The organism is Novosphingobium sp., from assembly GCF_036803765.1.
Classification (GTDB): domain Bacteria; phylum Pseudomonadota; class Alphaproteobacteria; order Sphingomonadales; family Sphingomonadaceae; genus Novosphingobium.
This window is the reverse complement of sequence record NZ_DAIRTS010000014.1, coordinates 97,050-109,971: the sequence shown is the minus strand read 5'-3', so window position 1 is coordinate 109,971 and position 12,922 is coordinate 97,050. Positions and strand designations below refer to the sequence as shown.

12 protein-coding genes and 1 tRNA gene are annotated in these 12,922 nt (G+C 65.9%); 7 read left to right on the top strand and 6 right to left on the bottom strand.

The genetic code is table 11. The features are described 5' to 3' along the window. Positions 1-1,551: ABC-F family ATP-binding cassette domain-containing protein (locus tag V7Q48_RS11240; RefSeq protein WP_333838192.1), on the bottom strand; the 1,551-nt coding region annotated here is incomplete at its 3' end. A 102-nt stretch (positions 1,552-1,653) separates the two neighbouring features. Between V7Q48_RS11240 and V7Q48_RS11235 the strand changes: the two genes are divergently transcribed. The 4 genes from V7Q48_RS11235 (at position 1,654) to V7Q48_RS11220 (ending at position 4,509) form a co-directional block, all read left to right on the top strand. Then, positions 1,654-1,959 carry a PepSY domain-containing protein gene (locus V7Q48_RS11235; RefSeq protein ID WP_333838191.1) on the top strand — a complete coding sequence of 102 codons (306 nt, stop codon included), beginning with the start codon at positions 1,654-1,656 and terminating at the stop codon, positions 1,957-1,959. A 109-nt stretch (positions 1,960-2,068) separates the two neighbouring features. Beyond that, on the top strand, positions 2,069-2,743 hold the full coding sequence (locus V7Q48_RS11230) for a response regulator transcription factor (protein ID WP_333838190.1): 675 nt from the start codon (positions 2,069-2,071) through the stop codon (positions 2,741-2,743). A gap of 118 nt (positions 2,744-2,861) precedes the next feature. Beyond that, positions 2,862-4,181, top strand: coding sequence for a sensor histidine kinase (locus tag V7Q48_RS11225; RefSeq protein WP_333838196.1), 1,320 nt, complete (start codon positions 2,862-2,864; stop codon positions 4,179-4,181). Positions 4,182-4,260: 79 nt separating this feature from the next. Continuing rightward, complete coding sequence (locus tag V7Q48_RS11220) at positions 4,261-4,509, top strand: glycine zipper domain-containing protein (protein ID WP_333838187.1); 249 nt, start codon at positions 4,261-4,263, stop codon at positions 4,507-4,509. Here the strand turns inward: V7Q48_RS11220 and V7Q48_RS11215 are convergent. Further along, positions 4,494-4,919, bottom strand: coding sequence for a vgr related protein (locus V7Q48_RS11215; RefSeq protein WP_333838195.1), 426 nt, complete (start codon positions 4,917-4,919; stop codon positions 4,494-4,496). The two genes, V7Q48_RS11220 and V7Q48_RS11215, sit on opposite strands and share 16 nt — an antisense overlap. A gap of 50 nt (positions 4,920-4,969) precedes the next feature. Further along, entirely contained in the window at positions 4,970-5,509 is a 540-nt protein-coding gene (locus V7Q48_RS11210; RefSeq protein WP_333838185.1) for a copper chaperone PCu(A)C, read from the bottom strand. A 177-nt stretch (positions 5,510-5,686) separates the two neighbouring features. Between V7Q48_RS11210 and dnaK the strand changes: the two genes are divergently transcribed. Both dnaK and dnaJ read left to right on the top strand, forming a co-directional pair. Then, the gene (gene dnaK, locus V7Q48_RS11205; protein ID WP_333838184.1) at positions 5,687-7,594 is read left to right on the top strand and encodes a molecular chaperone DnaK; all 1,908 of its coding nucleotides are present in this window, start codon (positions 5,687-5,689) and stop codon (positions 7,592-7,594) included. Positions 7,595-7,713: 119 nt separating this feature from the next. Then, the gene (gene dnaJ / locus V7Q48_RS11200) at positions 7,714-8,847 is read left to right on the top strand and encodes a molecular chaperone DnaJ (RefSeq protein WP_333838183.1); all 1,134 of its coding nucleotides are present in this window, start codon (positions 7,714-7,716) and stop codon (positions 8,845-8,847) included. Positions 8,848-8,917: 70 nt separating this feature from the next. On the opposite strand, the gene V7Q48_RS11195 is transcribed toward dnaJ, so the two are convergent. The 3 genes from V7Q48_RS11195 to V7Q48_RS11185 form a co-directional block, all read right to left on the bottom strand. After that, positions 8,918-10,975 (bottom strand): M13 family metallopeptidase, encoded by a 2,058-nt coding sequence (locus V7Q48_RS11195; protein ID WP_333838182.1) that lies wholly within the window; start codon positions 10,973-10,975, stop codon positions 8,918-8,920. Between the two features lie 63 nt (positions 10,976-11,038). Further along, entirely contained in the window at positions 11,039-11,446 is a 408-nt protein-coding gene (locus V7Q48_RS11190) for a low affinity iron permease family protein (RefSeq protein WP_333838181.1), read from the bottom strand. A gap of 152 nt (positions 11,447-11,598) precedes the next feature. Beyond that, positions 11,599-11,675, bottom strand: a tRNA-Pro gene (locus V7Q48_RS11185). A gap of 150 nt (positions 11,676-11,825) precedes the next feature. Here V7Q48_RS11185 and thyA point away from each other — a divergent pair. Then, positions 11,826-12,773 carry a thymidylate synthase gene (gene thyA / locus V7Q48_RS11180; RefSeq protein ID WP_333838180.1) on the top strand — a complete coding sequence of 316 codons (948 nt, stop codon included), beginning with the start codon at positions 11,826-11,828 and terminating at the stop codon, positions 12,771-12,773. Positions 12,774-12,922: the final 149 nt, after the last annotated feature.

The following is a 12,922-nucleotide window of genomic DNA, read 5'->3' as shown; positions in this document are numbered from 1 at the left end:
GGGGGGGGGGGGGGCGGGGGCGGGGGCGGGGCCCTTGCTGGCGCCGACCTTGGGCTGCGCGGCGAGGCGGGCCTTGCGCTGCTTTTCCCAGTCGGCATAGCCGCCGACGACGATGTCGACCTTGCCCGAGCCGTCCATGCCCAGGGTGATGTTGACGGTGCGATCGAGGAAGTCGCGATCGTGGCTGACGATCAGCACGGTGCCGTCGTAATCGGCGATCACTTCCTGCAGCAGGTCGAGCGTCTCGAGGTCGAGATCGTTGGTCGGCTCGTCGAGCACGAGGAGGTTCGACAAGCGAGCAAACTCGCGGGCCAGCAGCAGGCGCGAGCGTTCACCGCCCGAAAGCGTGCCGACCCGCGCCTCGATCAGGCCGGGGTCGAACAGGAAGTCCTTGAGATAGCCCTGGACGTGCTTGCGCAAGCCGCGCACGTCGACCCAGTCGCCGCCTTCGGCCAGAACATCGCGCACCCGCTTGTCGGGCGCCATGAGGCTGCGCTGCTGGTCGATCATCACGCCGTTGAGCGTCTGCGCCAGCGTGACCGTGCCCTCGTCGGGCGCGAGTTCGCCGGTCAGGATCTTGAGCAGCGTGGTCTTGCCCGCGCCGTTCGAGCCGACGAGGCCGATGCGGTCGCCGCGCTGGATGCGCAGCGAGAAGTCGCGGATGATCGTGCGCTCGCCAAAACGCTTGGTGACGTGGTCGGCGACGATCACCGACTTGGTCTTGCTGTCGTCGCTGGCGATGGCCAGCTTGGCGGCGCCTTGCGGGCCGGTCATCGCCGCGCGTTCGGCGCGCATCTGATAGAGCTTGTCGAGCCGGCCCATGTTGCGCTTGCGCCGCGCGGTCACGCCGCGCTGGAGCCAGTGCTCCTCGAGCTTGAGCTTGGCATCGAGCTTGTCCACAGCACGCGCTTCCTCGGCGTGGACCTGCTCCATCCAGGCGTCGTAGCCGCCAAAGCCTACTTCCTTGCGGCGCAGGCTGCCGCGGTCGAGCCACAGCGTCGCCTTGGTCAGCCGCTCCAGAAAGCGGCGGTCGTGGCTGATGACGACGAAGGCGCCGTTGAAGCGCTGCAGCCAGTCTTCCAGCCATTCAATCGCGGCAAGATCGAGGTGGTTGGTCGGCTCGTCGAGCAGCAGCACGTCGGGATCCTGCGCCAGCGCGCGGGCCAGCGCGGCGCGTCGACGCTCTCCCCCCGAGGCACTGGCGGCCTGACGCGCCAGGTCGATGCCGAGCTGGTCGGCGATCGCCTCGACCTCGTGGCGCTCGGGCGCATCTGCCCCGTGCATCGCGAAGTCCATCAGAGTGTCGAACCCGGTGAAGAACGGATCCTGTTCGAGCGTGATGACCCGCGTTCCGGGCTGGACCGACCGCTTGCCCTGGTCGGCGTCGATCGTGCCGGCGATCAGGCGCAGCAGGGTGCTCTTGCCCGCGCCATTGCGGCCGATCAGCGCGAGACGGTCGCGGGGGGCGATGTTGATGTCGAGATCGCGGAAAAGCCAGCCGGTGCCTTGCAAGAGGCCCAGCCCTTCCCAGCTCAGGATCGGTGCTGCCATGCCGCGGCGCTTAGCGGCGGCGGGGCAACAGGTCCACATGAACCTGCCGGAACGGGGTTATTCACAACTTGTTCAATAGCATTCGTGCAGGCATGAACCACCATGATGCTTCGCCGACTTCTTCTTGCCGCCGCCAGTGTGCTGGCGATCGCGATCTCCGTCCCGCCTGCGCTCGCCCAGAATCGCAGCGAGCAGGATCGCGCGCGTCAGGATCTCGCCGCCGGCCATGTCCGCTCGTTGCGCGAGATCGAGGCCCGCGTCCTGCCGACGATGCGCGGGATGCAGTATCTCGGCCCCGAGTACGATTCCTCGGCGCGCGCCTACCGGCTCAAGTTCATTCGCGATGGCCGGGTGATGTTCGTCGACGTCGACGCGCGCACGGGCGAGATCATGGGCGAATCCCGCTGAGCGAAGGGCTCGCGGGAACCGTTTCTTGACCGTTCAGGTTGTGAGGGCCATCTAGCCGGAATTGACAGGTTTGCGCCGCCATGACGGCGCCAGAAGGGGCTTTGCACATATGCGTATCCTGATCGTCGAGGACGAACCGACCCTGGGGCGGCAGCTCAAGTCCACGCTCGAACAGAACGGCTATGCGGTGGACCTCTCGACCGATGGCGAGGATGGCCACTTTCTGGGCTCCACCGAAGACTATGACGCCGTCATCCTCGACCTTGGCCTGCCCGAGATCGACGGGCTGACCGTGCTCGGCATGTGGCGCAAGGAAGGCCGCAAGTTCCCCGTGCTGGTGCTGACCGCGCGCGACAGCTGGTCGGACAAGGTCGCGGGCCTCGATGCCGGGGCCGACGATTATCTGGCCAAGCCGTTCCAGACCGAGGAACTGATCGCCCGCCTGCGCGCGCTGATCCGCCGCGCCTCGGGCAATTCCTCGTCCGAGCTGATCGCCGGCGATGTGCGTCTCGACACCCGCTCGGGCCGCGTCACGCTGAACGGTGAGCCGGTCAAGCTGACCGCGCAGGAATACAAGCTGCTGTCGTACCTGCTGCATCACAAGGGCAAGGTCGTCAGCCGCACCGAACTGATCGAACATATCTACGATCAGGATTTCGATCGTGATTCCAACACGATCGAAGTGTTTGTGACGCGCATCCGCAAGAAGCTGGGCGCCGACGTCATCACCACCATCCGCGGGCTGGGTTACAGCCTCGACGATCCGGCCGTGACGCGCGGCTAAGACGCAGGTGAGCCGGCTCGCCCGCCTTGTCATGCGGCTGGGTTTCGGTCGTCACCGCGCCGAAGTCGCCGCCGCGCAAGCGGGCGGCCGCAAGCATACCGGGTCGCTGTCGCGGCGCATGCTGCTCATCGCCTTCGCGTGGGTGACGGTGCTGCTGCTGGGCGGCGGGCTCGCGCTCGACCGAACGCTGACCGGCCTCGTTACGCGCAACTTCGACGATCAGCTTGGCTACATGCTGACCGCCATGGTCGCATCCGCCGAAATCGGCCCGGACGGCGAGGTGTTCTTCAACCGGCCGCTGGGCGACCAGCGGTTCCTCGAGCCCAACAGTGGTCTGTACTGGCAGATATCGGGGCAGGGGCACGACGACTTCCCCTCGCGCTCGCTGTGGGACCGCACGCTCAAGCTCAAGGGCGACCACGTCGACACGGCCCCGCATATCTACGATTCCAACCAGTTCGGCTCCAACGAGAAACTGCGCATGATCGAACGCTCGGTGATCCTGCCGGGCAGCAACACGCTTTGGCAGTTTTCCGTCGCGGCAAGCCGGGGCGAGATCGACGCGCAGATCCGCCGCATCCGCGCCATTCTGGTCTGGTCATTCGTGGTATTGGCGCTCGGCCTGTTCATCATGGCGGGTCTGCAGACGTTCTATGGCCTTGGCCCCTTGCGCCGCGTGCGCCGTGCGATTGCGGCAATGCGCGATGGCGGGGCGGCGCGCGTCAACGAGCCGCTGCCACTCGAAGTTCAGCCTTTGGTCGAAGAAATCAATGCCTTGCTGGCGCATTCGGAGAAGCAGGCTGAAGAAGCGCGCACCCACGCCGGCAATCTGGCCCACGCACTTAAGACGCCGCTGACCGTTGTTATGAACGCCGCCACGGCACAAGCGCCCGATCTTGCCGACACCGTGATCCGCGAGGCAGCGGTCATGCGCCGGCAGGTCGATCACCATCTGGCGCGCGCCCGCGCGGTGGGGCGGCGCGCGACCGGCCTTGCGCGCGCCACGGTCTGGGAAAGCGCCGATGCTGTCGTGCGCGCGGTGACGCTGTTGTACCCCAAGGTGCGCTTCGACCTCGACGGCAACCGCGAGGTGGCGGTGGCGATCGAGCGGCAGGACCTCGACGAGATCCTCGGCAACCTGGTCGAGAATGCCGCGAAATATGGCGGCGGCTCGGTGTTCATTACTATCGACGCCGCGCCCGGTGATACCAAGTGCTGCGAAATCTGGGTCGAGGATGATGGCCTGGGCATTCCAGAGATCGAGCGCGAACGGATTTTCGATCGCGGCGCGCGGCTCGACACCGGCAAGCCTGGGACGGGCCTTGGCCTCGCCATCGTGCGCGACGTGGCGGAACTGTACGGCGGCGCCGTGACGCTCGGCGAGAGCGAGGATCTTGGTGGCCTGCTCACCACGCTCAGGCTGCCGCGCGCACGCTGACTTGCGGCGAACCGACGGAACCGAACCGCGCGCTCCATCGTACCCTCCTTGTCGAACGGGAGACATCGAGGAGACCGTCATGCGAAAGATTCTAATCCCCGCAACCATTTGCATCGCTGCCCTCTCGCTCGCGGGCTGCGCGCGCAATTACGCCGGCGAAGGTGGCTTGGCTGGTGCCGGCGTCGGTGCCGCAGTGTCGGGCCTGTCGGGCGGTGATGTCGCGACCGGCGCGGCGATCGGTGGCGCGGTGGGCGCAGCCGCCGGCTCGCAGGTCAAGAAGGATTGCTGGCGCCGTGACAGCGAAGGCCGCCGCTACCGCGTCTGCTGAAACGGCAGCACTGCCCGATAGGCCGCAAGCGGCGGTCTGTCGGGCAGGGCTGCACCGCGCATGAGCAGGAAGGCATGGCGCACGATCTCCGCCTGCTGCTCGAGGCCATAGCGGACAAATGGCTTGCCCGGCTCGAGCACGTAATCGTACCGGCAGAACGGATGCCGGCGCAGCGGCAGGAAAATGCCTTGTTGCCATTGCCATACGTGGCAAAGCTCGTGAATGAGCAAACCCTGCATAGACAGGGTGTCTTGCGAAAAATCATCCGACCAGACATCGGTCCGCGGGTGGAAGTGGATGTGCCCGCACGGCGCCATGACGACGCCGCGGGGCTGGAACGGAAACCACTTGCGTCGCCGCAATTCCACTTGGGTTAGGTCGATGGCATCGCCGTAGATCGTAAGCGCCATCGCCTTCTCGCCGTCCGTCAGGGGACGGGCGAGCGATCCGCCTTTTCGCTTCACATATGATCCATATGATCCATCGCGCCGGCGTCTGCCGCACCCACGGCCTCGCCCGGCGCGACGACCTTGGCCTTCGCACTGGCTTTGTCGCCATTGTCGAGCGTGATGGTGACCTCGGTGACGCCGCCGGCCTTGAGGCTGGGGGCAAGGTCGAACAGCATGACATGATTGCCGCCGGGCTTGAATGCGACGCTCTTGCCCGAATCCAGCGCGACATCGGCCAGCGGCTCCATGGCCATCATGCCGTCCTTGCTCATGCTCTGATGCATTTCGGCCTTGCCGGCGCCGTCGACATGAACCGCCACCAGCTTGCGCGCAGGACCACTGCCCTGCGCGATCGTGAAATAGGCAACCCCCGGATTGCCGGCCACCGCAGGCAACTGGACCACCGCGTCGGTCAGCGTCGTGCCGGGCGCGTTGGCCGGCGTCGCGTCGAGGCTGGGCGTCTCACTGGGTGCGGGGGCAGGGGCCTGCTTGTTGCAGCCGGTCAGCGCCAGCGCGGCCATCGTGATCCCGGCCAGAAGGGGGGTGCGCATGCGAATTCTTCTCCTGTCGGGATCGCGTCAAAATTGCCACGATCGGTAGCGTCGCGGGCACTTGTGCCGCGCGCAAGGGCACCTATATCCCGCCCGTAACGAGCCGCCAAGGTGGCGCCTGCCCACAAGGGGGACGCCCGGTTTAGCGGTGTCAACACGCGAAGGATATGGGGAAACATGGCTAAAGTAATCGGTATCGACCTCGGCACGACCAATAGCTGCGTCGCGGTGATGGACGGTGGCACGCCCAAGGTCATCGAGAATTCCGAAGGCGCGCGCACGACGCCCTCGATCGTCGCCTTCACCAAGGACGGTGAACGCCTGATCGGCCAGCCGGCCAAGCGCCAGGCCGTGACCAACCCGGACAACACGATTTTCGCGGTCAAGCGTCTGATCGGCCGTCGCTTCGACGATCCGCTGACCCAGAAGGACACCGAGCTGGTGCCCTACTCGATCACCAAGGGCAAGAATGGCGACGCCTGGGTCAAGGCTGGCGGCCAGGACTACAGCCCCTCGCAGATCTCGGCCTATACCCTTCAGAAGATGAAGGAAACCGCTGAGAGCTACCTTGGCGAGACGGTCACGCAGGCGGTCATCACCGTGCCGGCGTACTTCAACGACGCGCAGCGCCAGGCGACCAAGGACGCCGGCCAGATCGCGGGCCTCGAAGTGCTGCGCATCATCAACGAGCCGACTGCGGCGGCGCTGGCCTATGGCCTTGACAAGCAGGACGGCAAGACGATCGCGGTCTACGACCTCGGCGGCGGCACCTTCGACATCTCGATCCTCGAGATCGGCGATGGCGTGTTCGAAGTGAAGTCGACCAACGGCGACACGTTCCTGGGCGGTGAAGACTTCGACACCGCGCTGGTCGAATACCTCGCCGACAAGTTCAAGGGCAAGGAAGGCCTCGACCTGCGTGGCGACAAGCTCGCCCTGCAGCGCCTCAAGGAGGCGGCTGAAAAGGCCAAGATCGAGCTGTCGTCGGCCCAGACGACCGAGATCAACCTGCCCTTCATCACCGCGCGCATGGAAGGCGGCAGCACCACCCCGCTGCACCTCGTCGAGACCATCAGCCGTTCGGACCTCGAGCGCCTCGTCGGCAAGCTGATCGAGCGCACGCTCGAGCCGTGCCGCAAGGCGCTGGCCGATGCCGGCCTGTCGGCCAAGGACATCGACGACGTCGTGCTCGTCGGCGGCATGACCCGCATGCCCAAGGTGCGCGACGTGGTGAAGGACTTCTTCGGCAAGGAACCGCACACCGGCGTGAACCCCGACGAAGTCGTGGCCATGGGCGCTGCCATCCAGGCCGGCGTTCTCCAAGGCGACGTCAAGGACGTGCTGCTGCTCGACGTGACCCCGCTTTCGCTGGGCATCGAAACGCTGGGCGGCATCATGACCAAGATGATCGACCGCAACACGACGATTCCGACCAAGAAGAGCCAGGTCTATTCGACCGCCGAAGACAACCAGCAGGCCGTGACCATCCGCGTGTTCCAGGGCGAACGCGAAATGGCGCAGGACAACAAGCTGCTGGGCCAGTTCGATCTCGTCGGCATCCCGGCGGCGCGCCGCGGCGTTCCGCAGATCGAGGTGACCTTCGACATCGACGCCAACGGCATCGTCAACGTCTCGGCCAAGGACAAGGGCACCGGCAAGGAGCAGCAGATCCGCATCCAGGCCTCGGGCGGTCTGTCGGACTCCGACATCGACCAGATGGTCAAGGATGCAGAGAAGTTTGCCAGCGAGGACAAGAAGCGTCGTGAGGCCGCCGAGGCCAAGAACAATGCCGAAAGCCTCGTCCATGCCACCGAGCGCCAGCTCGAGGAGCATGGCGACAAGATCGACGCTGCGCTGAAGGGCGAGATCGAGGCGGCCATGGCCGAAGCCAAGACTGCGATCGAAGGCGGCAATGTCGAGGACATGAACGCCAAGACCCAGGCCCTGACCGAGAAGGCGATGAAGCTCGGGCAGGCCATCTACGAAAAGGAACAGGCCTCGGCGGCATCGCCGGGCGCCGAAGCTCCCAAGGATGATGGCGTCGTTGATGCCGAGTTCTCGGAAGTGGACGATACCAAGGCTTGATCTGCAACATGACCCCCTCTCTCGCCGCGCGTTGCGGCGGGGGAAGGGGAGAGGGACCAGGAACGCCTTAATCCGGCTTTCACCAAGGCCCTCTCCCCGCGCGGGGAGAGGGTTTTCTTATGGCGGTTGAAGCCGATTACTACGAATTGCTGGAAGTCGAGCGCACGGCGGATGACAAGATCATCAAGACCGCGTTCCGCAAGCTGGCGATGAAATTCCACCCGGACAAGAACCCGGGTAACGACGAGGCAGAGGCGCGCTTCAAGCAGATCAACGAAGCCTATGCCTGCCTGTCCGATCCGCAGAAGCGGGCCGCTTACGATCGCTATGGCCATGCCGCGTTCCAGCAGGGCGGGCCCGGCGGGTTCGGCGGCGGCGGCCAGGGCGACTTCGGCGACATCGGCGACATCTTCGAGACGATCTTCGGCGGCGCCTTCGGTGGCGGCGGCGGTCGCCAGCAGAGCCGCCGCGGCGCGGACCTGCGCTACGACATGGAAGTGACGCTCGAGGAAGCGTTCCACGGCAAGAAGGCCGAGATCCAGGTCGAGGTCTCGCAGACCTGCGAGCCGTGCGGCGGCTCGGGCGCGACGCCCGGCACGTCGGTCCGGCGCTGCAACCTGTGCGGCGGCCATGGCAAGGTCCGTGCGCAGCAGGGCTTCTTCATGGTCGAGCGCGCGTGTCCCAACTGTCACGGGCGCGGCGAAGTGATCGAGAAGCCTTGCCGCAACTGCCGCGGCGAAGGCCGGGTGGACATGCCGCAGACCCTGTCGGTGGACATTCCCGCCGGCGTCGACACGGGCACGCGCATCCGCCTCTCGGGCAAGGGTGAGGCGGGGCCGAACGGCGCGCCTGCTGGCGACCTCTATATCTTCCTGCACATCGCGCGGCATCGCGTGTTCGAGCGTGATGGCACGACCCTGCTGACCCGCGCGCCGATCAGCTTTACCACGGCGGCACTCGGCGGCGAGATCGAAATCCCCGGCCTCGACGGCACGCGCCATACGGTCGAGATTCCGGCCGGCATCCAGTCGGGCAAGCAGCTGCGCAAGCGCGGTGCGGGCATGCCCGTGTTGCAGGGCCGCGGCACCGGCGACCTCGTCGTGGAGATCCAGGTCGAAACGCCGACCAAGCTCTCTGCCCGCCAGCGCGAGTTGCTGCGTGAGTTCCAGGGCACCGAGACCGGGGACGAATGCCCCCAGTCCAAGGGCTTTTTCGAACGAATCAAGGACGCGTGGAGCGACTTGACCGAATAAGGCCATCGCCAAGGCGCCCCCACTGAGAAAAGGCCCCCGCAAGATCGCTCTTGCGGGGGCCTTTTTCATGTCACCACAGCTTGGCGCGCTGCTCGGGTGCGATGTACATCGTGTCGCCCGGCTTGACCCCGAACGCCTTGTACCAGCCCTCGATGTTGGGCAGCGGGCCGAGCACGCGGAAGCGCGCCGGGCTATGCGGATCGGTGGTCACCTGGTTGCGCAGCGCATCCTCGCGCGCCTTGCCGCGCCACGCCTGCGCGAACGACAGGAAGAAGCGCTGGTCGCCGGTCAGCCCGTCGATCACCGGCGCGGGCTTGCCACCCAGCGACTTGTGATAAGCCTCAAGCGCCACCTGCAGGCCGGCCAGGTCGGCGATGTTCTCGCCCATCGTCAGCTGCGGATTGACGAAAGCGCCAGGCGCTGCCTCGAAGCGGGCATACTGGTCGCCGAACACCTTGGCCTCGGCATCGAAGCGCTTGGCATCGTCGGCGGTCCACCAGTCGGTGATCGCACCGGTCGCGTCGATTTTGCGGCCCTGGTCGTCGAAGCTGTGGCTGATCTCGTGGCCGATGATCGCACCCGTCGCGCCATAGTTCACCGCGGCATCCGCGCGCGGATCGAACAGAGGCGGCTGCAGGATGCCCGCCGGGAAGACGATCTGCAGCTTGGCGCCGCCATTGTAGGCGTTCACCGTCGGCGGGGTCATGCTCCACTTCTTGCGGTCGACCGGCTTGCCGAGGTCTTCCATCTCGTATGCGGCGTTGAAGCGCGCGGCGCGCACGACGTTGCCGTAGAGATCGTCGGGCTTGATCGTCACGCCGCTGAAATCGCGCCACTTGTCGGGATAGCCGACCATGACGTCGATCTTCGCCAACTTTGCCAGCGCCGCCTGCTTGGTGGCGGGCGACATCCAGGTGTTAGCGTTGATCCGCGTGACGAAGGCTGCGCGCAGGTTTGCGACCAGCGTTTCCATCTGCGCCTTGGACGAGGGCGGGAAGTACTTGGCGACATAGGCCTGGCCGGCTGCCTCGCCGAGCTGGCTGTTGACGAGGTCGAGGCCACGCTTCCAGCGCGGCTTGATCGCATCGACGCCGGTCAGCGTGCGAGTGAAGGCAAAGCGGCTGTCGACCATCGCGGCGGTCAGGAACGGCGCGGCGTCGTCGGCCACGTGGAACGCTTCCCACGCCTTGAGCACGTCGAGCGGGGTCTGCGCATAGAGCGCCGCGAGATCGCGGATGGCGCTGTTCTCGCGCACGATCAGGCGCTGCTGCGGGGGAACGCCGGCGCCCTCGAAGTAGGCCGACCAATCCATGCCCGGCGCGAAGCTGGCCAGCTCGGCGCTCGACATCGGGTTGTTCGTCGCAACGCGGTCGCGGCGGCGGGCGATGTCCCAGCTGACCTTGGCGATGGCGGTTTCCAGCGCCATGACCTGCTGCGCGGCTTGCGCCGGCTGTGCCATGCCCAGTGTGGTGAAGGTGCGCGTGATGTAGGCGACATAGGCCTCGCGCTGCTTGGCAAACTCGGGCTTCAGGTAATAGTCGCGCTCGGGAAGGCCGAGGCCGCTCTGGCCCAGCGTCAGGACGTTCAGGTTCGCGTTGGCTGTATCCGGGCCGACGTAGAAGCTGACGAAGCTCTTGCCGAACCCGCCGTCGGTCGTGCCCATGTAGCGCGCAAAGGCCGACTTGTCGGCGATGGCCTGGACCTTGGCGATGTCGGCCTTGAGTGGGGCGATGCCGCGCTGCTCGATCGCCGGCTCGTCCATGAAGCTGCCGTAGAGCGCGCCGACCTGCGTGGTCAGCGGCTGCGCGGCCACGAGGTCCTTCATCTGCGCCTGAACCTGCTCGTCGAGCAGCGCCAGCGTGCCGATGTTCGGGCGGTCCGCAGGGATCGTGGTGCGCGCCTTCCACGCGCCATTGGCGTACGTGTCGAAGTCGTTGCCGGGCTTGACCGAGAGATCGCGGCCCGTGAGGTCGACGCCCCAGCCGCCGATCGGCCCGTGAGAGGGTGCGGTATTGGTTGCAGATTTTGCCGCAGGCTTGGCGACGGGTTTCGCCGTTACGGTCGTCGCGGGCATCTGGGCAACGAGGCCCACCGATGCGAGCAGCATCAAGCGCTTGGTTACAGACATGGTCTTCCTTCGGCCCCCCGGCCTGCGGCCAGCCTAGCGCAGGGACCGGGGCAGTAAAAGGCCTCAGCGGCGCTTGAGCAGGGTTTCGACGCTTTCCTCCACCGCGGCGAGATCCGTATCGCACCCGGCCTCCTGCTCGAGCGCGGCGCGGATGTCGGAAATGCGGCTGTCGGGCAGGTGCTCGATCCCGATGAAATCGCCGCGTGCGCCCTGGAGCGCGCGGATCAGTTCGTCGAGCTTGGCCTGCATCGCCGCCGCGTCGCGATTCTGCGCATTCTGGATCACGAAGACCATGAGGAACGTGATGATGGTCGTGCCGGTGTTGATCACCAGCTGCCAGGTGTCGGACCAGCCGAACAACGGTCCCGATACGGCCCACGCGATGATGATACCTGTTGCGAGCACGAAGGTGGCTGGCTGCCCGGCCCACCCGGAAATGCGGTTGGCGAATGCCGTGAAAAGCTTGTCCATGATTGCGAAGGTTCCGGTGTTTCTGGTTTGTGACCGAAACCGGCAGCGCAAGCCCAAGGTTCCCGAAAGGGCAGGTTGCCTATGCGCGAGACAAGAAAAAAGCCGACCCGAAGGCCGGCTTTTTCATATCCCTGCAACGGGGCAGGAATAAGTGGTCGGGGAGAGAGGATTCGAACCTCCGGCCCCTGCCTCCCGAAGACAGTGCTCTACCAGGCTGAGCTACTCCCCGACCGGAGCGGGAGCGGACTGGCCGTCCCCGCTGGGCAGGGCCGCCCTATATGCGGGGGTCTTGAGGCGCGCAAGTCCTGTTTGAAAAAGTTATCAACAGAACCGCCCGCGCTCCGTTTTCCGCCCCCGGCGCGCGGCGTAAGGCAGTCGCATGACCAGTCCCGATTCCCGCAGTGCCCACTACGAGTGGCAATACCTCGACCTCATGCGCGCGATCGACGAGAGCGGCGATACCCGCATGGACCGCACCGGCGTCGGCACGAAGTCCATCTTCGGGACGCAGCTGCGCTTCGATCTGTCCGACGGGCAGGTGCCGCTGCTGACGACGAAGCGCGTGTACTGGAAGACGGCGACACGCGAATTCCTGTGGTTCCTCACCGGCGAGACCAACATCCGTCCGCTCTGCACGCAGGGCGTGGAGATCTGGACCGATTGGCCCCACGCGCGCTTCGTGCGCGAAACCGGCGAGGCGATCAGCCGCGCGGACTTCTCCGCCCGCATCGTGGCCGACGCCGACTTCGCTGCGCGATGGGGCGATCTCGGCCCGGTCTACGGCAAGCAATGGGTCGACTGGCCGGTCTACGAGCCTATGGGGCAGGGCGATCTGTTCCGGCGCCGGCCACACGGCGTCAACCAGGTAGCGGACCTCGTGCACAGCCTGCGCACCAATCCCGGCAGCCGACGACACATCGTCGAAGGCTGGAACGTGGCCGAACTCGACGCCATGGCGCTGCCGCCCTGCCACAAGACCTACCAGTTCCACGTCTCGGGCAATCGACTGTCCGGCTTGCTGTACCAGCGTAGCTGCGATGTCGTGCTCGGCCTGCCGTTCAACCTGTGGGGCGCGGCCCTGTTCATCCACATGCTTGCCCAGCAATGTGACCTGGAGCCGGGCGAACTGGTGTGGATGGGAGGCGACACGCACCTCTACGGCAATCACGAGGCACTGGTGAGCGAGCAACTGGGCCGCACCCCGTCCGGCTCGCCGCGGTTGCGTCTTGCGCGCCGGCCCGAGAGCATTTTCGATTACCGGATCGAGGACTTCGTCGTCGAGGACTATGCGCCGCAGGGGCACATTTCCGCGCCTGTCGCCGTCTAGCCCCATGGCCAGCTCGGTCCTGCCGCTTCGAAAAGTAATCCACAACCCAGTGCGAAAATTGTTCAAGGCACTTTGTTGACAGGGGCGCCGGCCCGGCATAGAGGCGCGGCACCCCAAGGGAAGTGCGGGTGTAGCTCAGTTGGTTAGAG